Origin of the sequence: Microbacterium yannicii PS01 (genome assembly GCF_000304335.1) — a bacterium.
Lineage (GTDB): Bacteria > Actinomycetota > Actinomycetes > Actinomycetales > Microbacteriaceae > Microbacterium > Microbacterium yannicii_A.
Genome location: NZ_CAJF01000007.1, coordinates 111,412 through 135,554 on the forward strand (window position 1 = coordinate 111,412; position 24,143 = coordinate 135,554).

Consider the following 24,143-nt stretch of genomic DNA (forward strand, 5'->3'; position numbering starts at 1 on the left):
CATAGCGAACCACGCACCTCTAGCTCAATCGGCAGAGCAACTGACTCTTAATCAGTGGGTTCTGGGTTCAAGTCCCAGGGGGTGCACCACAGTGAAGGGCGGTCCGTCGGACCGCCCTTCTCTTCGTTTTCCGGTGCGCTGCCCGTGTCCCGATTTCATAACGACGGCATACGGCATCCGCCCCGAGACTTGACCCCGCGCCCCGCAGTTCATAGATTGCAAGAACCTGAATCGGTTCTCAGGTTGAGCCTTGCGGCTCGCCCCCTCCTTCCAATGGCGAAAGGCACGCACATGCGGGTATCGAAGAAGTTGCTCCTGGGTTCCGCGGTCGCCGCCGCGGCGCTGACTCTTGCGGCCTGCGCGCCGACGGCCGGTGCTCCAAGCGGGGAGACCACCGACGACGCGAGACTGGACGAAGTCACGGTCGGCGTCGTCACCAGCGAGTCCGGACCCCTCGCAGGATACGGGCAGCAGTACCTCGACGCGTTCGAAGCGGGGCTGGACTATGCCACCGATGGCACCGGCGAGATCGACGGCACCACGATCACCGTGGAGCACCGCGATGACGCCGGCGATCCCGACAAGGCCGTCACCGCCGTCAAGGAGCTCATCGGCGAGGGCGTGAACATCATCGCGGGAACGGCTTCGTCGGGTGTCGCGCTCGCGGTGGCGGAGCAGGCCGCACAGAATCAGGTTCTCTACATCTCGGGCCCGGCGGCGGCCGATGCGATCACCGGGATCAACGACTACACCTTCCGCTCGGGGCGGCAGAGCGCCCAGGATGTGGCGACGGCCGGTACGTTCCTCGACGACATCGAGGGCAAGAAGGTCGCCGTGTTCGCGCAGGACAACGCGTTCGGCCAGGGCAACGTCGCCGCGGTCGAGGCGATCCTCGGCGGGCAGGGCGCGACGGTCGAGGCCGTGCTCGTGGCCGAGGATGCGACCGAGTTCACCCCGTTCGCGCAGCAGGTGCTGGCCGGCGCTCCGGACCTCGTGTTCGTCGCCTGGGCCGGTGCGACGTCGGGCGCGATGTGGCAGGCGATGAGCCAGCAGGGCGTTCTCGACGAGATTCCCGTCGTGACCGGTCTCGGTGATGCGGCCACGTTCGGTGCGTACGGCGAGGCGTCCGAGAAGATCGACTTCCTGAACCACTACTTCCCGGCAGCCCCCGACAACGACGTCAACACCGCGATGGTGGAGGCGATCGAAGCGGCGGGCGGTACGCCTGACCTGTTCAGCCCCGACGGGTTCAATGCGGCCATCATGATCGTCCACGCGATCCAGGAAGGCCACGGCGACGTCGATGCGATGGTGTCGGCGCTCGAGGGCTTCGAGTTCGAGGGTCCGAAGGGCACGATGACCGTGCGCGAGAGCGACCACGCGCTGGTCCAGGAGATGTATCAGGTCAAGCTCGTCGCCGATGGTGCCGGCTTCGTCCCCGAGCTCGTCGACACCGTGGCGGCGGACGAGGTCGCGCCGGCCGAGGCCGAGTGAGCGCGCGCGGATCCCGGCTGCAGGTCGAGTCGCTCGGCCTGCAGATCGGGGGCGCGACGATCCTGGCGGACGTGGACCTCGACATCGCCGCCGGCTCGCTCGTGGGTGTCATCGGCCCGAACGGCGCCGGCAAGACCACGCTGTTCAACGCCATATCGGGACTCGTGAAGCCGACGGCCGGCCGCGTGCTGCTGGACGACCGCGACATCACGACGGCGTCCGTGCCGGCGCGGGCTCGGGCCGGCCTCGGCCGCACCTTCCAGACCTCGAGCGTCTTCCCGCGGTTGTCGGTGCTCGAGAACGTGCGCCTCGCGGCGCAGGTCTCGCTGGGCGGATCCGCATCGCTGCTGCGCTTCCCGCGCGGGACGGATGCCGCGACCCGGCTCGCGCTCGAGAAGCTGGCGGTGGTCGGGCTCGACCACAAGCGCGACTTCGCCGCGGGCGACATCGGCCACGGCGACAAACGCAAGCTCGAGATCGCAGTGCTGCTGGCGACGGAGGCGAGCATCGTGCTGCTGGACGAGCCGATGGCGGGCGTCGCCTCGGGCGATGTTCCGGGTCTGGTGGAGAACATCCGCGACATGCAGCGTGAGAAGGGCTGCACCGTCCTCATGGTCGAGCATCACATCGACGTGCTGATGGGCCTGGTCGACAAGGTCGCGGTGATGTACTTCGGCAGCATCATCGCCTACGACACCCCGCACAACGTGATGAACGATGCGCTCGTGCAGAGCGCCTACCTCGGCACGGGATCGACCGGGACGGCGGCGGCATGAGCGCGCCGGAGCCGATTCTCTCGGTGAAGGGCCTGCGCTGCACCATCGCCGGCCAACAGGTCGTCGAGGACGTGTCGTTCGATGTGCCGGCGACCGGCATCACCGCGGTGCTCGGGCGCAACGGGGTGGGAAAGACCTCCACTCTGCGCGGCATCCTCGGTCTCATCCATCGACGGGGGGACGTGCGGCTCGCCGGGGAGCGCATCGACGGGCTCGCGACCCACCGCATCGTGCGGCGCGGTGTCGGTTACGTGCCGGAGGACCGTGAGGTCTTCAGCCAGCTCACCGTGGCGGAGAACCTCGCCCTCGCCGAGCGACAGAAGAACCCCCGGCGCGATCTCGTCGCCCACCTCTTCCCCGACCTCGTCGCGCGCCGCGATCAACGGGCCGGGACCCTCTCGGGCGGTCAGCAGCAGATGGTGTCGGTCGCCCGCGCCCTCATGAACGACAACCGGCTCCTGCTCGTCGACGAACCGACGAAGGGGCTCGCGCCGAAGATCGTGGCCGAAGTCGCCGACGCGCTCGCGGCGGCCTCGAAGACCGTGCCGATCCTGCTCGTGGAGCAGAACCTCGAGGTCGTCCGCCGACTCGCCGACGACGCCGTGGTGATCGCCGGCGGCCGGGTGGTCCACACCGGCAGAGCGCGCGAGATCCTCGACGACGAGGAGCTCACGCGGCGCCTGCTGGGCGTCCACGCAGAGCCCGCAGCCCCTCGCCCCTCGGAGCCCGCCGCATGAGCGCCATCGTCCTCACACTCATCACCGGCGTCGGCCTGGGTGCGCTGTACTTCCTGGTCGCGAGCGGACTCAGCCTGATCTACGGGCTGATGCACGTGCTGAATTTCGCCCACGGCGCGTTCCTCACCCTGAGTGCCTTCATCGGCTTCCTCGTCGCGCAGGCGGTCGGCACCGACTCGTGGGGATCGTTCCTGCTCTCGGTGCTCGTCGGAGCGGCCGTCGGCGCCGCGTTCGCCACTCTCACCGAGCTCGTCCTCATCCGGCCGCTCTACGAACGGCACATCGAGCAGGTGCTCGTCACGGTCGGACTCTCCTTCGCCGCCGTCGCGCTGTTCGAGGGCATCTGGGGAACCGATCCGATCCACATCACAGGTCCGGCATGGCTGAGGCAGACCACCGACGTCCTAGGCGCGCGCATTCCGAACACGTACTGGGTGCTGATGATCGCCGCGGTGCTCGTCCTCCTGGCGCTCGTGCTCTTCCTCCAGAAGACGCGCTACGGCATGATCATCCGGGCGGGCGTCGAGAACAGGTCGATGGTCACCGCGCTCGGAATCGATGTGCGCCGGTCGTTCACGCTCGTCTTCGCGATCGGCGGCGCCGCCGCTGGCATCGGCGGCGTGCTGGCGATGCACTACTCGACCTTCGTGTCGGCGCATCTGGGCCAGACGCTGCTCATCTTCGCGTTCATCGTCACCGTCGTCGGCGGCCTCGGATCGCTCACGGGTGCGGCCGTCGCCTCCGTCCTCGTCGCGGTGCTGCAGCAGTTCGCCAACTTCTACCTCGGCGGCACGGGTGACTTCATCGTCGTGATCCTGCTCGCTGTCGTGCTGCTGGTGCGGCCGGCCGGACTGCTGGGGAGGAAAGCATGACGCTTCGACAGGCGCGACCGCAGGAGCCGGCGCAGCGGACGGCACAACGACCCGGCGCCGGCTCCCGGACCCGGATCATTCCGGTGGCCGTGGGAGCCGCGCTTACCGTCTTCATGGCGATCCTTCCCCTGCTGAACCTCTCGCTTCCCGGCATCCTCCCCACCCCCACCTACATGCCCGGCACTCTGGCTCTGCTGTCCCTGTGCATGGTGTTCGCCGCGCTCGCGCTCTCGTACAACCTGCTGCTGGGATCGGGAGGGATGCTGTCGTTCGGGCACGCCCTCTACTTCGGCGCCGGGGCCTACGGCCTCGGCGTCGCGCTCGACCTCTTCGGCGTGCCGCTGTGGCCCGGCATCTTCGTGGCGCTCATCGGCGGCATGGTGATCGCGCTGATCACCGGCGCTGTCTCGATGCGGGTGTCGGGCATCCCCTTCGCGATGGTCACCCTCGCCTTCGCGCAGGCCGGCTCGGTGCTCGTGCGCCGCAACTCGCAGATCACCGGCGGCGAAGAGGGCCTGAGCCTGAAGACGACGCTGGTGCCGGACTTCCTCATCGGCGTCGTCAACACGCGGAACCTCTACTGGTTCGCGCTCGCGGTGCTCGTCCTGGTCTATCTGGTCACGCTCTGGGTCGACACCTCGCGGCTGGGACACCTCGCTCGCGCGACGCGCGAGAACGAGGAGCGGGTGCGGGTACTGGGTCTGTCGCCCTACCGCGTGCGACTGGTCGTCTTCGTGATCGCGGCTGGTCTGGCGAGCCTCGCCGGCGTGGCGTACATGCTGCTGCAGTCGGGCACCGCGCCCCGAGCTGTCTCGGCCGACCTCACGATCACGATCCTCGTGATGGTGGTGCTGGGTGGCGTGGGATTCCGGTGGGGTGCCATCGTTGGCGGTGTGCTGTACACGCTCCTCGACCAGCGGCTCACCGTGCTGGCGGGGTCGGACGCCATCGCCGGCCTTCCCGATGTGCTGCGCGTTCCGCTGTCCGAGCCGCTGTTCATCCTGGGCGTGCTGTTCATCCTGGTGGTGATGTTCCTTCCCGGAGGAATCGCGGGCACGATCGACGCCGCGATCCGTCGCCGTCGGGGCGAGCGGGCCCGTACCGCCCTGCGGCAGCTCGACGATGCCGAGGACTCGGCCGAGACCCCCGTCGAGGTGCGAGCATGACGTGGGATGCCGGCGCCGCGCTCGAGCCCGCGGCCGAGGACGGCCCGCACACCGTCGGCCGCTGGCTGCTCGACCGTGCGGCGCTCTCGGGCCGACGCATCGCGATCGACGACCGGGGGGTTACCACCGATTACGCGACCCTCGCCGCCCGATCCAGGGATCTGGCGCGGGCTCTACGTGATGCGGGTTTCGGTCCCGGCGATCGGATCGCGACGGTGTCGGGAAATTCGACCGACCATGTGGTGGCGTTCTTCGCGTGCGCGCTCGCCGGCGTCGCATTCGTCCCGCTCTCCTGGCGGCTCACGCCGCGCGAGCTCTCCGACCTGATCTTGCGATCGGCGCCGTCGCTGATCCTCATCGACGACGAGCACGCCGCTCTCGCGGCGGAGGCGCTGCGCGTGCTGGGAGCCGGCGCAGGCGACAGGAGTGGCGGGATGCCCCCGCTCGCGCCGCTGGGGACCACCGGGGTGGAGGCCGGGCCTCCGCCGAGGCCGCGGCCCGGTCGCCGGGACTCGCCGCGCCCGGTGCGCGACGACGACCCGCTGCTGGTGATCTACACCTCCGGCAGCGAGGCGACACCCAAAGGGGTCGTCCTCACCCATGCCAACTGCTTCTGGAACAACCTCGCGCTGGCGCGCGCTCTCCCGCTGACCGAGGCCGACGTGGTGCTCGCAATGCTTCCGCAGTTCCACGTGGCCGCATGGAACTGCCAGCCGCTGCTCGCGTGGTGCACCGGTGCGACCGTGGTGCTCGAGCGGTCGTTCCAGCCGACCCGGGCGCTGAGGCTCATCGCCGACCGCGGGGTGACGGCGATGATGGGAGTGCCCACCCAGTACGGACTCCTCGCCGCCGATCGTGGATGGGAGTCGACCGACGTCTCGTCCTTGCGGCTCGCGCTCGTGGGAGGCGCCACGATGCCTGAGCGGGTTCAGGCGGCGTGGACGGCGCGCGGCGTACCGCTCACCCAGGGCTACGGTCTCACCGAGGCCGGGCCCAACGTGCTCTATCTTCCCGCCGATGGCACCGGGCCGGCGACGGGAGCCGTCGGCCGTCCGTACCCGCACGTCACGGTGCGCGTCGCGGATCCCGAGACCGGCTTCCCGCTCGAGGGCGAGGCGACCGGCGAGCTGTGGGTGCGCGGCCCGAGCGTCTTCGCCGGCTATCTGGGGGACGAGCCCGCGACGGCGCGCGCGATGCGCGACGACTGGCTCCGGACGGGCGACCTCGTCTCGCGCGACCGGAGCGGGGTCTTCCGGGTGGTCGACCGCCTGAAGGACATCTTCATCTCGGGTGGTGAGAACGTCGCTCCCGCCGAGGTGGAGCACGCCCTGGCACTGCATCCGCTGGTCGAGTCCGCGGCGGTCGTGGGCGTGCCCGATCCGGTGTGGGGCGAACGCGGTGTCGCCTTCGTGGTCCGCTCGGCCGGGGCCGCGCTGTCCGCCGACGAGCTGCTGGCGTATGCGCGACGCAATCTCGCCGCGTTCAAGGTGCCGGTGCAGATCGAGTTCGTCGAAGCGCTGCCGCGGTCGACGATCGAGAAGCTCGCCCGCTCGCGCCTGCGAGACCGGGCGCGCGCGCTGGCAGCAGGCGACTCGGCGGAGCCGCGCCCGATGACGAAGGAGGTGCCGCGATGAGTCTTCCGGACGAGATCGTGGACGATCAGCAGAGTCCGGTCTCATCGGCGACGGGGCGGCCCCTGACCAAGCGGGGGAGGCCACACGCCGACGACTCCTCGAGGCGGCGGAGCAGGTGTTCGCCGAGCAGGGCTACCACGAGGCATCCATCGTCAAGATCACCGAGCGTGCGGGAATCGGACTGGGCACCTTCTATCTGTACTTCGACAGCAAGCAGTCGATCTTCGAAGCGCTCGTGCTCGACCTCAATCGCCGGGTGCGTCACTCGATGTCGGAGGCGATGGCGGGCGCCGCTTCGCGACTGGAAGCGGAGCGGGCGGGCTTCTCCGGCTTCTTCCGCTTCACGGCGGAGCATCCTGCGCTGTACCGCGTCGTGCGCGAAGCGGAGTTCGTCTCGCCGGAGGTCCTCCGCATGCACTACACCCGCATCGTCGAAGGCTACGAGGCCGGTCTGCGAACTGCGCAGAAAGCCGGCGACGTCGACCGCGCTCTGGATCCCGAGACCACGGCGTGGGCCCTGATGGGCATGGGAGAGCTCATCGGCATGCGGTTCCTCCTGTGGGAGCGCGACGCCGAGGGCCGTCCGCCGGCTCAGCTGGACCCTCGGGTGTTCGCGGGCATGACGCGACTCATCGACAACGCGCTCGCACCGCGAGCCGAGACGGAAGGCGGAGTTCAGTGAGCGATCGAGAAGTCGTCGAGAAGGATCTGGCGGGGCGCCGTGCGGTGGTCACCGGCGGTGCGAGCGGGATCGGGCTGGCCTGCGTGCGGGAGTTCGCCTCACGCGGAGCCCACGTCGTCATCGCGGACCACCATGTGTATCTGACGGAGTCCATCGCAGACGAGGTCGGCGGCGACGCGTGGCTGGTCGACCTGGCGGATGTGGAGGCCCTCGAGAGCCTGACCCTCGACGCCGACATCCTCGTCAACAACGTCGGCATCCAGCGCGTGAGCCCGATCCCCGACTTCGCCCCCACGGACTTCCGGCTGATGCTGCGGCTCATGGTCGAATCGCCCTTCCTGCTGATCCGCGCGGTGCTTCCGGGCATGTACCGTCGCAACTGGGGACGGATCATCAACGTCTCCAGCGCTCACGGCCTGCGCGCGAGCGCCTTCAAGTCCGCCTACGTCACGGCCAAGCACGGTCTCGAGGGGCTGTCCAAGGTGACGGCTCTCGAAGGCGCGCCGCACGGGGTGACGAGCAACTGCGTCAATCCGTCGTACGTGCGGACACCGCTCGTCGAGCACCAGATCGCGGATCAGGCGGGCGTGCACGGCATTCCCGAAGACGAGGTCGTCGAGAAGGTGCTGCTCACCGAGAACGCCATCAAGCGCCTTATCGAGCCCGACGAGGTCGCGTCGCTCGTCGGCTGGCTGGTCTCGGACAAGGCCGGCATGGTGACGGGGGCCTCGTACACGATGGATGGCGGGTGGACGGCGCGATGACGGCGAAGGCGGCAGGTCGACCGGGGAGCACAGGCGTGTCGGGCGACACGGTGCTTCCGGAAGGCACGGCGGTGCCCGAGGCCTCGGCCGACAGGTCGGGCCATCGGTATCGCGCGCTCGACGTGCCGGTCGCCGGCGGCGACCTGCGTGTGGGCGTGTGGGAGCCCGAGCGCCCGAACGGGGCGGACGTCCTCCTCGTGCACGGGGTGACGGCGTCGCACCTCGCGTGGCCGTTCGTCGTCGACCGGCTGCCCGGTGTGCGCGCCGTCGCTCCCGACCTGCGCGGCCGCGGAGCCAGCAATGCCCTGGCCGGAGATGCCGGCATGCGCGCGCATGCGGACGACCTTGCGGCGACGCTCGATGCGCTCGGCATCGAGCGCGCTGTCGTCGTCGGGCACTCCATGGGTGCCTTCGTCGCGGTGGTCTTCGCCCATCGTCACCCCGAACGGGTGGCGCGACTGGTGCTCGTCGACGGGGGGCTGCCCCTGGATGTCCCGCCCGGACTCGATGCCGACCAGCTCATGTCGGGGATCCTGGGACCGACGGCCGCTCGACTGTCGATGCGATTCGCCGACGTGGGGGAGTACCTCGACTTTTGGCGGGCGCACCCCGCGTTCCGCGAGAACTGGACGCCCGAGCTGGAGAGGTACCTCGCCTACGATCTCGTGGACGACGGTGAGGGCGCACTCCGCCCGGCGACGAGCTACCGGACCACGGCCGAGGACACCCTCGACATGAACACCGGGTCGGTGCTGCCCGACGCGCTTGCCGGGCTGCGACACCCGGCCCGCCTGCTCACCGTCTCGCGCGGACTGCAGGATGACCCGCCCGGTCTCTACGCTCCGGACCACCTGAAGCGCGTGCTCGCCGACCGGCCCGGCGTCGCGCATCAGCGTCTTGAGGGCCTCAATCACTACACGATCGTCATGTCGCCGGCGGGCGCGGATGCCGTCGCCGCCGTCGTACGCGATGAACTGGCTCTCGCCGAGCCGGCCTAGCGGAGCCGCGTCTCACCGGGAGGCGGCGATCCGAGTCGTCAGCTGATGGGCGTGCGCGAGGAGGGTGCGGCCCAGTTCGGGCAGCCTGTCGGGACCGTATCGGAACTCGACGCCGGTGAGGCTGAGCGCCCACTGCGGGTGCCCCTCTCTCGTGAACACGGCGGCGCCGATGCCGTAGGAGCCTTCGACGATGAGTCCGGGGTTGACGGCGTAGCCGCGTTCCTGCGTCTCGCGCAGCCTTCTGCGCAGGCGCTGCTCGCTATGAGCGGCGCCCCACTCTCCTGAGATGTCGGGATGCCGATCGAAGTAGGCGTCCACATCGTGAGGTGGCAGGAATGCCAGGATCGCCAGTCCCGCCGACGCGACGCCGAGCGGGAAGCGCACGCCCTCCGACAGCACGAACGATCGGATCGGGAAGCTGCCCTCCTCTCGCAGGAGGCATACCGTCTCGTCTCCGCGCCGCACCGACAGGAACGCGCTCTCCTCGGTGCGCACCGCGAGCGAGCGCACGATGTCGCGTGCGATCGCGGTGATGTCGTAGCGGGATGCCGCCACCGTGCCCATCAGGTACAGTTCGGGTCCCGGCATCCACCGCCCCGTTCGGTCGTCCTGATCGACCAGGCCCTCGTGACGCAGGGCCGTCAGCAGACGGTGGGTCGTAGGACGGGTGAGGTCCGCGCGACGGGCGAGATCGGCGACGGTCACGCCCTCCTCCCCGGCGGAGGTGACCAGACGCAGCAGATGCGCGGCACGGGCGACCGCTTGCGCGCCGGGCACGGTGCCTTTCGACGTACCGTCCACTATATGGACGCTAGGCCATCGATGCTCCACATGGCAAGCGCCGTCGTGACAGCGCAGAGACCCCTCGTCGAGGATGGAAGCGTAGTCACGAGCGAAGGAGCACGAGTGATCGACAAGACCTGGGGTTCGGCGGCCGAGGCGGTCGCCGACATCCGTGACGGAGCGTCTCTCGCGGTGGGAGGATTCGGTCTCTCGGGAAACCCGATCGCGCTGATCGAGGCGCTCCTTGCGCAGGGCACCAGCGACCTCAGCATCGTCAGCAACAACTGCGGCGTGGACGACTGGGGACTGGGAATACTCCTGGACGCCAAGCGCATCCGCAAGATGACATCGTCCTATGTGGGAGAGAACAAGGAGTTCGAGCGCCAGTTCCTCTCGGGCGAGCTCGAGCTCGAGCTCACGCCGCAGGGCACGCTCGCCGAGAAGCTCCGCGCCGGCGGGTCGGGCATCGCCGCCTTCTACACGCAGACGGGCGTCGGCACTCAGGTGGCCGAGGGCGGCCTGCCCCGCAAGTACGACGGTGCGGGCGGCATCGCGGTGGCCTCGCCGGTCAAGGACGTCCGGACGTTCGAGTTCGGAGGCGCCTCGAGCGAGTTCGTGCTCGAGGAGGCCATCGTCACCGACTTCGCGCTGGTTCACGCGCTGCGGGGAGACCGCCACGGCAATCTCGTCTTCAACAAGTCGGCCCGCAATTTCAACCCGCTCGCCGCGATGGCCGGAACGGTGTGCATCGCCCAGGTCGAGGAGCTCGTCGAACCGGGTGAACTCGACCCCGACAGCATCCACCTCCCCGGCATCTACGTGCACCGCATCGTCGAGGTCGGCACCGACATCGAGAAGCGCATCGAGCGGCGCACCGTGTCGGTCGCGCAGGCCGCAGCTCGCGAGATGCCGGAAGGGGCATGACATGGCGCTGACACGCAACGAGATGGCCGCCCGGGCAGCGCAGGAGCTCGCCGACGGCGCGTACGTCAACCTCGGGATCGGGCTGCCGACCCTCGTGCCGAATGTGGTCCCCGACGGCGTCACCGTGGTGCTGCAGTCCGAGAACGGCATTCTGGGCGTCGGTCCCTACCCCACCGAGGAGCACGTCGACCCCGACCTCATCAACGCCGGCAAGGAGACGGTGACGACTCTCCCCGGAGCGGCCTTCTTCGACTCGGCCACGAGCTTCGGCATGATCCGCGGCGGCAAGATCGACGCCGCGATCCTCGGCGCGATGCAGGTGTCGGCCACCGGCGACCTCGCGAACTGGATGATCCCCGGAAAGATGGTGAAGGGCCCGGGCGGTGCGATGGACCTCGTGCACGGTGCCGCGAAGGTGATCGTTCTGATGGAGCACGTCGCGAAGGACGGCAGCCCCAAGATCGTGAACGAGTGCTCGCTGCCGCTCACCGGTCGCGCAGTGGTGGATCGCATCATCACCGATCTGGCCGTCATCGATGTCACCGGCGACGGTCTCGTGCTGGTCGAAGTGGCCCCGGGCGTCACGGTGAACGAGGTGGTCGCCGCCACGGAACCCCTGCTGACCGTCTCGGACGAACTCAAGGAGAGAGCATGAACCACGACGACATCGTCATCGTCGCCGCTGCACGCACACCGCAGGGACGGCTGAAGGGCCAGCTGGCGCCGCTCACCGCCGTACAGCTCGGCAGCGCCGCGATCCGCGGCGCGCTCGAGCGGGGCGGAGTCCCCGCTGAGGCCGTCGACGCGGTCCTGGTCGGTCAGGTCCTTCCCGCCGGCTCGGGACAGAACCCCGCTCGCCAGGCGGCTGTGGGCGCCGGCATCCCCTGGAACGTGCACTCGAGTTCGGTGAACAAGGTCTGCCTCTCGGGCCTGACCGCGATCATCGACGGCGCTCGCATGATCTCCGTCGGCGATGCCACCGTGGTGGTGGCCGCCGGGATGGAGTCGATGACGCGCGCGCCGCATCTGCTCATGGGCTCGCGTGACGGCTGGGCCTACGGCTCGATCGAGGTGCTCGACCACATGGCGTACGACGGGCTCACCGACGCCTACGACCGCGAGAGCATGGGCGCGTCGACGGAACGGCACAACGGTCGCCTCGAGGTGACCCGTGAGATGCAGGATTCCGTCGCCGCGCGCTCGCACCAGCGGGCGGCCGCCGCTCAGGCCGCCGGCGTCTTCGATGCGGAGCTGGTGGAGATCGAGATCCCGCAGCGCAAGGGCGACCCGGTCGTGGTCACGCGTGACGAAGGTGTGCGCCCCGATACGACGGTCGAGACGCTCGGCCGCCTGCGGCCGGCGTTCGCGGAGGGGGGTTCGATCACGGCGGGAAACTCCTCTCAGATCTCCGACGGCGCGTCGGCGGTGGTGCTGACCACCCGCGCGCACGCCGACGCCAGTGGCTGGGACGTCCTCGCCGTCGTCGGCGCGTCGGGTCAGGTCGCCGGCCCCGACAACTCGCTCCACTCGCAGCCCGCCCGCGCGATCGAGAAGGCCTGCGCGAAGCAGGGCATCGCCGTCTCGGAGCTCGATCTGGTCGAGATCAACGAAGCCTTCGGCGCCGTGGTCGCCCGCTCGCAGGACGAGCTCGGCCTGTCGGACGACATCGTCAACCCGCACGGCGGCGGCATCGCGATCGGGCATCCCATCGGGGCCTCGGGGAACCGGCTCGTCGTGCACGCCGTGCACGAGCTGGCCCGCAGAGGCGGCGGGACGGCAGCCGTGGCCCTGTGCGGCGGCGGCGGTCAGGGCGACGCGCTCATCCTCACCCGCTGATCCCGACGTCGCGGGGCCGGCGACTGCGGTCACGGCCTCGCGGCCCGGGAAGGCGTCAGCGCTGGATGCGGCGCTTGAGCAGCTTCTTCTCGCGGCCGTGAATGGGGGAGTCGTTGGCGATCAGCTCGCCCCGCGAAGCCCGGCGCACGTCGACGATCGAGCCGATGGCCAGGGCCAGGGAGATGCCCCAGCTCAGCCATGCCAGAGCGGTCCGCCACGTGAACGGCTCCTGCTCGCGCACCGCTCGCAACAGCGTCATGCCTCCGGTGAACGCCGCGATCAAGCCGGTGCCGAAGAGGTACTTGCGCATGCGCCCACGCTAGCGCGCCGAACGCGCCATATGCGCCCCTTGACATCGCCCGCCGCACTCGTCAAGGGCCCGCGGACGCGCAATCGGTCACGCTAGCCTGGGGTGGCCTCGTCCCCGACCCGTCAGGAGCCCGCGTGACAACGCTCGAACGACTGGCCGAACTCGTCGTCGTCGCCAATCGGCTTCCCGTGGACCGGGTGGCCGACGGCGACGGCGAGCCTTCCTGGCGGCGATCGCCGGGCGGGCTGGTCACGGCCCTCGAGCCGGTCATGCGGCGTTCGGACGGCGCGTGGGTCGGCTGGCCCGGTCAGCCCGACATCGAGGTCGAGCCCTTCGACTTCGAGGGTGCCTACCTCGTTCCGGTCTCGCTCACCGCTGAAGAGATCGAGCTCTACTACGAGGGCATGTCGAACGACACGTTCTGGCCGCTCTATCACGATGTGATCTCCGAGCCCCGCTATCGCCGCGTCTGGTGGGACGCGTACGTCCGGGTCAACAAGAGGTTCGCTGATGCGGCAGCCGCCGTCGCCGCGCCGGGTGCGACGGTCTGGGTGCAGGACTACCAGCTCCAGCTGGTGCCGCGCATGCTGCGTGAAGCACGGCCGGATCTCACCATCGGCTACTTCCACCACATTCCTTTCCCCGCATACGGCCTCTACTCGCAGCTGCCGTGGCGGCGCCAGGTGCTCGAAGGACTGCTGGGCGCCGACGTGATCGGCTTTCAGCGGGTGGCGGATGCCGGGAATTTCGCCCGCGCCGTACGTCGCCAGCTGCGCTACGAGACGAAGGCCTCGGGCATCATCGTCCCGAACCCCGACGGATCGACGCGCCGGTCGCTGGCCAAGGCGTTCCCCATCTCCATCGACGCCGCGTCGTACATCGAGCTCGCCCGTCGCCCGGACGTGCAGGAGCGTGCGCGAGAGATCCGCGAGAGCCTGGGCAACCCGAAGAAGATCCTCCTCGGCGTGGACCGGCTCGACTACACCAAAGGCATCCGGCATCGCATGAAGGCGTTCGGCGAGCTCCTCGAGGACGGCAAGCTGTCGGTCGAGGACGTCACGCTCGTGCAGGTGGCGAGCCCCAGCCGCGAGCGGGTTGAGGCGTACATGCAGCTGCGCGACGAGATCGAGCTGATGGTGGGACGCGTGAACGGCGACCACGACACCATGGGCCACACCGCCATCAGGTATCTGCACCAGGCCTATCCGCGCGAGGAGATGGTCGCGCTCTTCCTCGCCGCGGACGTGATGCTCGTCACGGCGCTACGGGACGGCATGAATCTGGTCGCCAAGGAGTATGTCGCCTCGCGGATCGACAATCGCGGCGTGCTCGTGCTGAGCGAGTTCGCCGGTGCCGCGGATGAGCTGCCCAGCGCCGTGCGCATCAATCCCCACGACATCGACGGGATGAAGGACGCCATCATGCGAGCCATCGACATGCCGGCGGCCGAACAGGGACGGCGCATGCGGGCTCTGCGCAAGAAGGTGATCGAGAGCGACGTCGCGCGCTGGTCCAAGTCGTTCCTCGACACCCTGGCCGACGCGCGGGACCACCACCAGCCCACCGCGCCAGGGCGCCTGGAGGGGCCGGATCTCTCGGAAGAGGCCGGCGAGTGAGCGCCACGGGGCCGGACGGCGACGACGACGCGCGCGCGGCGGTCGCCACAGTCGCGGCATCCGCCCTCCTGCTGGTCGCACTGGACTTCGACGGTACGCTCGCACCGCTCGAGGACGAGCCCATGGACGCCCGCATGCTGCCGGCCGCCCGTGCGGCCGTCGAGGCGCTCGTCGCCGCGCCGCGCACGCTCGTCGCCTTCGTGTCGGGGCGGAGCCTCGTCGATCTGCGCATCATCGCCGAGCACGACGACTACTCCCAGGTGCTCCTGGCCGGGTCACACGGGGCGGAGTTCTGGATCCCCGGTGAGGGGACTCTCCGACACGGTGAGGATGAGGGCGACGTGCGACTGCGCGACATGCTCCGCACGCACGCAGAGCAGGCGACCGCCCATCTGGACGGCATCTGGATCGAGCCCAAGACGTTCGGATTCGGGGTGCACACCCGGCGCGCCGAGCCTGCCGCCGCGGCAGAGGCGAACCGCCTCGTCGACGAGATCATCGCGGTCGAGGCTCCCCACTGGCGGCGGCGGACGGGTCACAACATCGTCGAGTACGCGTTCCGCCATGAGGGCAAGGACTCCGCGATCGCGGAGCTGCGCGAGCGGACCGATGCCTCGTCCGTGCTCTTCGCGGGGGACGACGTCACGGATGAGGACGCGCTGCGCAGCCTCGGGGACGGAGATCTCGGCGTGCACGTGGGCACCGGCCCGACGGCGGCCTCGCTGTGCGTGCCCGACATCGCCGCGCTGGCGTCGCTCCTGGCCGTCATAGCCACCGAGCGGTCCGCCGCGCGGGAATAGACTCACCTGTATGCCCCAGCCTGACAACTCCATCGACATCAAGCCGCGCAGCCGCGTGGTGACGGACGGCATCGAAGCCACCACCTCCCGCGGAATGCTCCGTGCGGTCGGCATGGGGGACGAGGACTGGGACAAGCCGCAGATCGGCATCGCGTCGAGCTGGAACGAGATCACCCCCTGCAACCTCAGCCTCGACCGGCTGGCGCAGGGCGCCAAGGAGGGCGTGCACGCCGGGGGCGGCTACCCGCTGCAGTTCGGCACCATCTCCGTCTCGGACGGCATCTCGATGGGTCACGAGGGCATGCATTTCTCGCTCGTCTCACGTGAGGTCATCGCCGACTCCGTCGAGACCGTGATCATGGCCGAGCGGCTGGACGGCTCGGTCCTGCTCGCCGGCTGTGACAAGTCGATCCCCGGCATGCTCATGGCTTCGGCGCGGCTGGACCTGTCGAGCGTCTTCCTCTACGCCGGCTCCATCGCTCCCGGGTGGGTCAAGCTCTCGGACGGCACGGAGAAGGACGTGACGATCATCGACTCGTTCGAGGCCGTGGGTGCATGCCTGGCCGGCAAGATGAGCGAGGCCGATCTCAAGCGCATCGAGTGCGCGATCGCCCCGGGTGAGGGCGCGTGCGGCGGCATGTACACCGCCAACACGATGGCCTCGGTCGCCGAGGCGCTCGGACTGAGCCTCCCCGGGTCGGCGGCACCGCCGTCGGCCGACCGCCGACGCGACTACTTCGCGCACCGCTCGGGGGAAGCTGTCGTCAACCTGCTTCGGCTGGGCATCACGACGCGCGACATTCTCACCAAGGAGGCGTTCGAGAACGCCATCGCGCTCGCGATGGCGCTCGGCGGCTCGACGAACGTGGTGCTGCACCTCCTCGCGATCGCCCGTGAGGCCGAGGTCGAGCTGAGCCTGCACGACTTCAACCGCATCGGCGACAAGGTCCCGCACGTGGCCGACATGAAGCCGTTCGGCAAGTACGTCATGAACGACGTCGACCGGCACGGCGGCATTCCGGTCATCATGAAGGCGATGCTCGACGAGGGGCTTCTCCACGGCGGCGCCCTGACCGTCACAGGCAAGACGCTCGCCGAGAACCTGGCCGACCTCGACCCCGACCCGATCGACGGCACGGTCATCCACACCTTCGACAACCCGATCCACGCGACCGGCGGCATCACGATCCTGCACGGCTCGTTCGCCCCGGAGGGCGCGGTCGTGAAGACGGCCGGCTTCGACGCCGCGGTCTTCGAGGGCCCTGCCCGGGTCTTCGAGCGCGAGCGCTCCGCGATGGACGCGCTGGAGGCGGGCAGCATCCAGAAGGGCGACGTCGTCGTCATCCGCTACGAAGGCCCCAAGGGCGGACCGGGCATGCGCGAGATGCTCGCCATCACCGCCGCCATCAAGGGGGCGGGCCTCGGAAAAGATGTACTACTCTTGACGGACGGACGATTCTCAGGCGGCACAACCGGCCTGTGCATCGGCCACATAGCACCCGAAGCGGTGGACGCTGGTCCCATCGCCTTCGTGCGCGATGGTGATCTGATACGGGTCGATATCGCGGCTCGCACTCTCGACCTACTCGTCGACGAGGCCGAGCTGAGTTCCCGCCGCTCTGGCTGGGAGCCGCTTCCCCCGCGCTATACCCGTGGCGTCCTTGCCAAGTACTCCCGCCTCGTGCGCTCCGCTGCAGAAGGCGCGACGACGGGCTGAACCTGGCTCCCGACACATCCCTCCGACTGATCTGAGGACTCTCACCATGCCCGTCGAAACCGCTCCGGCCGTTCCACGGCCCCCCGCTCGCACCGCCACGGCGCCCGTGCTCACGGGCGCGGAGGCGGTCGTCCGCTCGCTCGAGCTGCTGGGCGTCACCGACGTCTTCGGGTTGCCGGGCGGCGCCATCCTCCCCGTCTACGACCCGCTCATGGACTCCACCGGCCTGCGGCACATCCTGGTGCGCCACGAACAGGGCGCCGGGCACGCCGCCGAGGGCTACGCCGCGTCGTCCAACAAGGTCGGCGTCGCGATCGCGACCTCCGGCCCGGGCGCGACGAATCTCGTCACCGCGATCGCCGACGCCTACATGGACTCCGTGCCGATCGTCTGCATCACCGGGCAGGTCTTCTCCAACCTGATGGGAACGGACGCCTTCCAGGAGGCCGACATCGTCGGCATCACCATGCCGATCACCAAGCACTCCTTCCTGGTGAAGGACGCCGCCGAGATCCCGGCTGCGATCGCTGCCGCATTCGAGATCGCAGGAACCGGCCGTCCGGGTCCGGTGCTCGTCGACATCACAAAGGACGCGCAGCAGGCTGAGGCGCCTTTCGTGTGGCCCCCGAAGATCGACCTCCCCGGCTACCGCCCGGTGACCAAGGCGCACGGCGAAGCAGATCCAGGCCGCGGCCCAGCTCATCGCCGGAGCCAAGAAGCCGGTCCTGTACGTGGGGGGCGGGGTGATCCGCGCGCAGGCCGCCGACGAGCTGCGGACTCTCGCCGAGTCCACCGGTGCTCCCGTCGTCACGACCCTGATGGCTCGTGGCGCCTTCCCCGACTCGCACCCGCAGCACCTCGGCATGCCCGGCATGCACGGCACGGTGCCCGCCGTGCTCGCGCTGCAGGAGGCCGACCTCCTGGTCTCGCTCGGTGCCCGATTCGACGACCGGGTGACCGGGAAGGCGGCGCTCTTCGCGCCGAACGCGCAGGTGGTCCATGTCGACATCGACCCCGCCGAGATCTCCAAGATCCGCACCGCCGACGTGCCGATCGTGGGCGACCTGAAGGACGTCCTCGTCGATCTGGACGGCGCCTTCCGCGCGGTCAGCGCGACGACGAAGCCCGACATCGCGGAATGGTGGTCGTTCCTCGAGGGCCTGCGTGACGAGTTCCCGCTCGGCTACACGCAGCCGTCGGACGGACTGATGTCGCCGCAGTACGTGATCCAGCGCATCGGCGAGCTGACCGGACCCGAGGGCGTGTTCGCCGCCGGCGTCGGCCAGCACCAGATGTGGGCGGCGCAGTTCATCAAGTACGAGCGGCCCAACGCGTGGCTCAACTCCGGCGGCGCCGGCACGATGGGCTATTCGGTCCCCGCGGCGATGGGCGCGAAGGTGGCACAGCCCGATCGTCACGTGTGGGCGATCGACGGCGACGGCTGCTTCCAGATGACCAACCAGGAGCTCGCGACCTGCACAATCAACAACATCCCGATCAAGGTCGCGATCATCAACAACTCCTCGCTGGGCATGGTGCGCCAGTGGCAGACGCTCTTCTACGACGGCCGCTACTCCAACACCGATCTCAATACCGGCCACGACACCGTCCGCATCCCCGACTTCGTCAAGCTCGCAGAGGCGTACGGCTGCCTCGCGATCCGCGTCGAGAAGGAGGAGGACGTGGATGCCGCGATCAAGACCGCGCTCGAGACCAACGACCGTCCCGTCGTCATCGACTTCGTGGTGAGCGCCGACGCCATGGTGTGGCCGATGGTGCCGCAGGGCGTCAGCAACAGCTACGTCCAGTACGCCCGCGACCACGCTCCGGCGTTCGACCAGGAAGACTGAGGAGGAGAAGACCATGTCGAGTCACGTGCTCAGCCTCCTCGTCGAGGACAAGCCGGGTCTGCTGACCCGCGTCGCGGGGCTCTTCGCCCGCCGCGGCTTCAATATCGAATCGCTCGCCGTCGGCGTCACGGAGGTGCCGGGACTCTCGCGCATCACCGTCGTGGTCGACGTCGAGGAACTGCCGCTCGAGCAGGTGACCAAGCAGCTGAACAAGCTCGTCAACGTCATCAAGATCGTCGAGCTCGACCCCACGGCATCCGTCCAGCGCGAGCACATGCTCGTGAAGGTGCGGGCCGATAACCAGACCCGTTCGAACGTGCTGGAGGTCGTGAACCTGTTCCGCGCCCAGATCGTCGACTACGCGCCCGACGCGCTCGTGGTCGAGGTCACCGGCGACAAGGGCAAGGTCGAGGCCTTCCTACGCGCGCTCGAGCCGTTCGGCGTCAAGGAACTGGCCCAGTCGGGCCTGCTCGCCATCGGCCGCGGCGGCAAGAGCATCACCGAACGCGTGCTGCGCGGCTGACAGACACCCGGTCCCTGAGCTTGTCGGAGGGCCGGACGCACGACCACACCGGGTCCCTTCGACAAGCTCAGGGACCGCTATCCACCAAGGAGAAACACGAAGATGGCTGAGATCTTCTACGACGCCGACGCCGACCTGAGCATCGTCCAGGGCAAGAAGGTTGCGATCGTGGGCTACGGCTCGCAGGGCCACGCGCACGCCCAGAACCTGCGCGACTCGGGCGTCGAGGTCGTCATCGCCCTCAAGGACGGCTCGAAGTCGACCGAGAAGGCCCAGGACGAGGGCTTCGAGGTCAAGTCGGTCGCCGACGCGGCCGAGTGGGCGGACCTCATCATGATCCTCGCTCCCGACCAGCACCAGCGGTCGATCTTCAGCGAGAGCATCAAGGACAAGCTCATTCCGGGCAAGACCCTCGCCTTCGCGCACGGCTTCAACATCCGCTTCGGCTACATCGAGGCGCCCGAGGGCGTCGACGTCATCCTCGTCGCCCCGAAGGCCCCGGGCCACACGGTCCGCCGCGAGTACGTCGCCGGCCGTGGCATCCCCGACATCATCGCCGTCGAGCGCGACGCCTCGGGCTCGGCGTGGCAGACCGCGCTCTCGTACGCCAAGGCCATCGGCGGCACCCGCGCCGGCGTCATCAAGACGACGTTCACCGAAGAGACCGAGACCGACCTGTTCGGCGAGCAGTCGGTGCTGTGCGGCGGCGTGTCGCAGCTCATCCAGTACGGCTTCGAGACGCTGACCGAGGCGGGCTACCAGCCGCAGATCGCCTACTTCGAGGTGCTGCACGAGCTGAAGCTCATCGTCGACCTGATGTGGGAGGGCGGCATCGCCAAGCAGCGGTGGTCGGTGTCGGACACGGCCGAGTACGGCGACTACGTCTCGGGCCCGCGCGTCATCGACCCGCACGTCAAGGAGAACATGCAGGCCGTCCTCGCCGACATCCAGTCGGGCGCGTTCGCCCAGCGCTTCATCGACGACCAGGACAACGGCGGCGCCGAGTTCCTCGAGCTCCGCGAGAAGGCTGCGCAGCACCCCATCGAGGCAGTCGGTCGCGACCTGCGCGCCCTGTTCGCCTGGAAGCAGCAGGACGCCGACTACGTCGAGGGCTCAGCAGCGCGCTGATCCCGCTCGGCATCAGACCGCCGTCCTACCCGGCACGGCTCCGACCGGCCGTCCTCGCCCCCAACACGGGCGAGGGCGGCCGGTCCTTTCGTCCTGCTCGCCGAGTTCCTGACCGCTGACGCAGAGGCGTCGCGCGGCGTTCATCCCGCCGAGTGTGTGAGGCCGCCGCGCGTTCATGTGCGATCCCGACGGTGGGCTTGTGCAGGTCGCGTTGCGCCCTCGGGCGAATCTCACGGCATCCCTCCTCGTTCTTTCGGCCTCGATCTCCGGAGTCCTCGTACCGGCGCCGGCGCCGGCGCAGGAGCCCGCGCCGGTCTCCGCGGTGGTCATCGACGAGATCAGCCCGGGCGGCGGGGAAGGGGGACCAGGCGGCTCCGGCGGGTTCTTCGAACTGAGGAACGCCTCGAGTGCGGCGATCGACTTGACCGGGTGGGCGGTCTATCGCTGCGACGCGGAGGGCCTGCGTGCGAAGGCGTCGCGGCCGGAGGTCGATCTGTCCGGCGTCACGTTGGAGCCAGGAGACCGGTACACCGCCACGCACATGGGGTGGCGCGGCGAGCCGGCCGACGCGGTCTTCACAGCGGTGTTTCCGCACCAGGGCTACGGACTGGTGCTGTTGGAGCCATCGGGAGCAGTGGCCGACAGCGTCGCGGTGTACCCGTCGCAGCCGACGCCGACGCGCAGCGAGTGCGGTCCGCCCGACGCTCCGGCCGCGACCGCCTTCGCCCTGGGGGAGAGCTGGCAGCGCACACCCGAGGGCTGGGTGCGCGCCCGGGCGACGCCGGGCGCTTTCAACGCGACCGCGCCGGACACCCGCGCGGCGACGGGCATCCGCATCGACGAAGTGGCGTCCGCGGGGCCGGGCGGCCACGGCGACGACTTCGTGGAGCTTCGCAACACCGGTTCGGCGACCGCGTCCCTCGCGGGATGGACGCTCTACCGCTGCACGGCGACGGGGGTGCTCGACGGAGGAACCGTGCAGCACCGTTTCGGCGGGGAAGCGTCGCTCCGCCCCGGGGAGCGTCTGGTCGTCGGGGGTCCCGACTTCGGCGGGGATGCCGCCGCTCGGACCGGCACGTCACTGGCCGATCTCGTTTCGGGCGTGTTGCTCGTGACCGCCGACGGCCGGCGCGCGGACGGCCTGACGGTGTCCTCGCGCGGCGACACAGCGTGCCAGCAGGACGAGAAGCGGCTCGCGGCGCAGCTGGACTACCGGTCGGGCGAGAGCTGGCAGCGACGTCCGGACGGCCGGTTCGTCATCGCGCCGAGGACCCCGGGCGCGCGAAACGCCGACACGGAGGCGTCCCTCGTGACGCGGCCCTTCGCGTACCCCCCGCGCCCCGCCGTGGCGATCAGCGAATTCGCGACCGATCCCGAGATCGACGGATCACCCCGCTCGCATCTCGTCGAACTCGGCAACTTCGGCTCCCGCTCCGTGGACGTCTCGGGCTGGCGCCTCATCGCCTGCTCCAGCGACGGGTTCCGCTCGACCGACGATCTCGCCGTGATCGCCGAAGGCACGCGACTCGCGCCGGGAGAGACGTGGCTGGCCGCGCTGTCGGGAACACCGGCAGCCGGCAGCGCGGACGCCCGCTTCGACGCCGCCTTCGCGCTGGGAGGTGGCGGCGTGTGGCTGGAAGACTCATCGGGGCGCCGGGTGGACAGCATCGGGGTCTATCACCGCAACGAGATGGACGACAGCGTCGAGCGGTCGAGCCCCTGCACCAAGGGGCTCTCGCTGCCGACCTTCGGCGTGGATCGGCTTCGCGGCGAGACCTGGCAGCGTGCGGGATTCACCGGCGATGACGCCTCGGACTTCGTCTCCGCTGTCGCGACGCCCGCGATGCTCGGCGAGCAGAAGTCGGAGTCTCCGCGCGCCCTCGCCGAGGACGCGTTGGCGCACGCCCGCGCGGCTGCACCGGAATCTGCAAGGCGCGGTCCTGAGCTCGTCGGCGTGCCGGCGGCCGGGAGGGCGACGCGAGTCGTCGCGGCCTTCTCCGGATCGGCGGACACCCCACTGACGAAGCACCGCCTCGCCGACGAGGAACGGATCGATGTCTCTCGGGCCGGTCTCATCGCCGGGGACGATGGGTACGGGCTGCCCTACCTCCGTCTCATCGTCGAGACCGGCGGCGAGGGCGTCGTCGGCTGGACGGGGCGGACGGTCGGGCGAGCCTTGGTCCGACTGTCAGTGTGGAGCCCGGAGGCCGGAAGGTGGCGACCCCTTGATGAGGCGGCGGGGGCGCGCACAGCGACGGGCGCCTCCGCGGATGAGGCCGTCGCGCTGTCGGGGGCGGTGAGCGGCGCCGAGGTGGAGGGCGGCCGGGCCGAGCTGCTCGTTCAGGTCGTCCCGGCCGGCGCTCCGGCGGTGACTGGCCGGTCGGGGATCGCAGAAGCGACCGACTACGACCTCGCTCTGAGCCACCTGACCGATAGCCAGTACTACTCGGAGGCGTACCCCGAGGTGTATGCGGGTCAGGTCGGCTGGATCGCGGCCAACGCCCGACCTCGCAAGATCGCGTTCGCCACCCACACCGGAGATCTGGTGCAGAGCTGGGTCGATCCGGATCAGGTGGAGGACCGCGCGCGACGCGAGTTCGACGTCGCCTCGCAGATGCAGAGCGTGCTCGATGACGCTGGTGTGCCCAACAGCGTGCTGCCGGGCAATCATGACAACAAGCGCGGGGTGACGAACGACCTGTTCAACGAGTACTTCGGCCCCGAGCGCTATTCCGGCGCGTCCTGGTACGGCGGGTCGATCGGTCCCGGCGACAACAGCGCGAACTGGTCGTCGTTCGAGGCAGGCGGGGCTCGGTTCGTCATGATCTCGCTGCCGTACGCCTATGCCGAGCGCGAGATCGCGTGGGCGGAGGGCATCGTTGCAGCACATGCGGACGCGAACGTCGTGATCTCGACGCACGAGCACCTGACACCGAAGAACCAGGAGCAGGATGCCGAGCGGTCGACCTCGTCGCGCTGGGTCTCGCACGGCGACGAGCTGTGGAGACGCGTGGTCGCGCCGCATCGCAACGTGGTGCTGGTGCTGTCGGGTCACTTCCACGGGATCGGGTCCATCGTGACCGAGAACGCGGGAGGAGTCGACGGGCACACGGTGCTCGAGGCCCTCGCGGACTATCAGGAGTTCCGCACTCACACGGGAGAGCGAGCGACAGGTTTCCAGCGGCTGCTGCAGATCGACCTGGCGTCGGGGGCGCTCGCCGTCGACACGTTCTCGGTCGCGCTCGACGCAACCTCGAGCCACCCGTACGACTACGAGCAGTTCGTTCCCGACAACGGTCATGACACCACCGCCTCGAACGAGCGCCCCTGGCGTGTGATCGAGCGCGGTCTGCAGCACCGCTACACCGCAGCCGACGACGAGTTCGCGGTGACGCTCCGGTTGCAGCACGCGAAGGCGGTGGAGACGGATGTCGTCACCTTCACGTCGCCGCAGGACGATGATCACGCCTCGCTTGCGAGACAGAACGCGGCCGGCCCGACTTTCCGGTGAGATCCGTCGCCGGGGGCGGGGG

General features: G+C 69.4%; 20 protein-coding genes, 1 tRNA gene and 1 pseudogene. 20 read left to right on the top strand and 2 right to left on the bottom strand.

Going from position 1 to position 24,143, the window contains the following annotated elements:
- The first annotated feature begins 13 nt into the window (after positions 1–13).
- From WYM_RS05805 to WYM_RS05850, 10 genes are all read left to right on the top strand, one after another.
- A tRNA-Lys gene (locus tag WYM_RS05805) sits at positions 14–89 on the top strand.
- Between the two features lie 202 nt (positions 90–291).
- A complete protein-coding gene (locus tag WYM_RS05810; RefSeq protein WP_019179890.1) occupies positions 292–1,494 on the top strand; it encodes a substrate-binding domain-containing protein in 1,203 nt (400 codons plus the stop codon).
- Positions 1,491–2,270, top strand: a complete 780-nt coding sequence (locus tag WYM_RS05815) for an ABC transporter ATP-binding protein (RefSeq protein WP_019179891.1) — start codon at positions 1,491–1,493, stop codon at positions 2,268–2,270. The genes WYM_RS05810 and WYM_RS05815 overlap by 4 nt, the downstream gene beginning before the upstream one ends.
- A complete protein-coding gene (locus WYM_RS05820) occupies positions 2,267–3,007 on the top strand; it encodes an ABC transporter ATP-binding protein (protein ID WP_019179892.1) in 741 nt (246 codons plus the stop codon). Before WYM_RS05815 ends, WYM_RS05820 begins: the two co-directional genes overlap by 4 nt.
- Complete coding sequence (locus WYM_RS05825) at positions 3,004–3,879, top strand: branched-chain amino acid ABC transporter permease (RefSeq protein WP_019179893.1); 876 nt, start codon at positions 3,004–3,006, stop codon at positions 3,877–3,879. Before WYM_RS05820 ends, WYM_RS05825 begins: the two co-directional genes overlap by 4 nt.
- Positions 3,880–3,992: 113 nt before the next feature.
- On the top strand, positions 3,993–5,045 hold the full coding sequence (locus WYM_RS05830; protein ID WP_237739324.1) for a branched-chain amino acid ABC transporter permease: 1,053 nt from the start codon (positions 3,993–3,995) through the stop codon (positions 5,043–5,045).
- The gene (locus tag WYM_RS05835) at positions 5,042–6,679 is read left to right on the top strand and encodes a class I adenylate-forming enzyme family protein (protein ID WP_019179895.1); all 1,638 of its coding nucleotides are present in this window, start codon (positions 5,042–5,044) and stop codon (positions 6,677–6,679) included. The genes WYM_RS05830 and WYM_RS05835 overlap by 4 nt, the downstream gene beginning before the upstream one ends.
- A gap of 115 nt (positions 6,680–6,794) precedes the next feature.
- On the top strand, positions 6,795–7,361 hold the full coding sequence (locus WYM_RS05840; RefSeq protein ID WP_019179896.1) for a TetR/AcrR family transcriptional regulator: 567 nt from the start codon (positions 6,795–6,797) through the stop codon (positions 7,359–7,361).
- Positions 7,358–8,125, top strand: coding sequence for a 3-hydroxybutyrate dehydrogenase (locus tag WYM_RS05845; protein WP_019179897.1), 768 nt, complete (start codon positions 7,358–7,360; stop codon positions 8,123–8,125). Before WYM_RS05840 ends, WYM_RS05845 begins: the two co-directional genes overlap by 4 nt.
- A gap of 35 nt (positions 8,126–8,160) precedes the next feature.
- Positions 8,161–9,123 (top strand): alpha/beta fold hydrolase, encoded by a 963-nt coding sequence (locus WYM_RS05850; RefSeq protein ID WP_237739320.1) that lies wholly within the window; start codon positions 8,161–8,163, stop codon positions 9,121–9,123.
- A 12-nt stretch (positions 9,124–9,135) separates the two neighbouring features.
- Here WYM_RS05850 and WYM_RS05855 read toward each other — a convergent pair whose 3' ends face one another.
- Positions 9,136–9,924, bottom strand: coding sequence for an IclR family transcriptional regulator (locus tag WYM_RS05855; RefSeq protein ID WP_019179899.1), 789 nt, complete (start codon positions 9,922–9,924; stop codon positions 9,136–9,138).
- A 105-nt stretch (positions 9,925–10,029) separates the two neighbouring features.
- Here WYM_RS05855 and WYM_RS05860 point away from each other — a divergent pair, with 105 nt between their 5' ends.
- Genes WYM_RS05860 through WYM_RS05870 form a run of 3 tightly spaced genes read left to right on the top strand, consistent with a single transcriptional unit; the run spans position 10,030 to position 12,666 of the window.
- Positions 10,030–10,830, top strand: coding sequence for a CoA transferase subunit A (locus tag WYM_RS05860; protein WP_019179900.1), 801 nt, complete (start codon positions 10,030–10,032; stop codon positions 10,828–10,830).
- A gap of 1 nt (position 10,831) precedes the next feature.
- Complete coding sequence (locus WYM_RS05865; protein ID WP_019179901.1) at positions 10,832–11,485, top strand: 3-oxoacid CoA-transferase subunit B; 654 nt, start codon at positions 10,832–10,834, stop codon at positions 11,483–11,485.
- On the top strand, positions 11,482–12,666 hold the full coding sequence (locus WYM_RS05870; protein WP_019179902.1) for an acetyl-CoA C-acetyltransferase: 1,185 nt from the start codon (positions 11,482–11,484) through the stop codon (positions 12,664–12,666). The genes WYM_RS05865 and WYM_RS05870 overlap by 4 nt, the downstream gene beginning before the upstream one ends.
- Before the next feature lie 55 nt (positions 12,667–12,721).
- On the opposite strand, the gene WYM_RS05875 is transcribed toward WYM_RS05870, so the two are convergent.
- Positions 12,722–12,976 carry a hypothetical protein gene (locus tag WYM_RS05875; protein WP_019179903.1) on the bottom strand — a complete coding sequence of 85 codons (255 nt, stop codon included), beginning with the start codon at positions 12,974–12,976 and terminating at the stop codon, positions 12,722–12,724.
- Positions 12,977–13,110: 134 nt separating this feature from the next.
- Between WYM_RS05875 and WYM_RS05880 the strand changes: the two genes are divergently transcribed.
- The 7 genes and pseudogenes from WYM_RS05880 to WYM_RS21010 all read left to right on the top strand — a co-directional run bounded on the left by WYM_RS05880 (position 13,111) and on the right by WYM_RS21010 (position 24,121).
- Entirely contained in the window at positions 13,111–14,592 is a 1,482-nt protein-coding gene (locus WYM_RS05880; protein ID WP_019179904.1) for an alpha,alpha-trehalose-phosphate synthase (UDP-forming), read from the top strand.
- Complete coding sequence (otsB, locus tag WYM_RS05885; protein WP_019179905.1) at positions 14,589–15,392, top strand: trehalose-phosphatase; 804 nt, start codon at positions 14,589–14,591, stop codon at positions 15,390–15,392. Before WYM_RS05880 ends, otsB begins: the two co-directional genes overlap by 4 nt.
- Positions 15,393–15,402: 10 nt before the next feature.
- Positions 15,403–17,109: a dihydroxy-acid dehydratase gene (gene ilvD / locus WYM_RS05890; protein WP_019179906.1), complete on the top strand. Its 1,707-nt coding sequence runs from the start codon at positions 15,403–15,405 to the stop codon at positions 17,107–17,109.
- Between the two features lie 46 nt (positions 17,110–17,155).
- Positions 17,156–18,959, top strand: a pseudogene (locus WYM_RS19370) (acetolactate synthase large subunit).
- Between the two features lie 13 nt (positions 18,960–18,972).
- A complete protein-coding gene (gene ilvN, locus WYM_RS05900) occupies positions 18,973–19,482 on the top strand; it encodes an acetolactate synthase small subunit (RefSeq protein WP_019179909.1) in 510 nt (169 codons plus the stop codon).
- 102 nt (positions 19,483–19,584) lie between these two features.
- Positions 19,585–20,610 (top strand): ketol-acid reductoisomerase, encoded by a 1,026-nt coding sequence (gene ilvC / locus WYM_RS05905; RefSeq protein WP_019179910.1) that lies wholly within the window; start codon positions 19,585–19,587, stop codon positions 20,608–20,610.
- Between the two features lie 199 nt (positions 20,611–20,809).
- A complete protein-coding gene (locus WYM_RS21010) occupies positions 20,810–24,121 on the top strand; it encodes a lamin tail domain-containing protein (RefSeq protein ID WP_192813716.1) in 3,312 nt (1,103 codons plus the stop codon).
- Positions 24,122–24,143 lie beyond the last annotated feature (22 nt).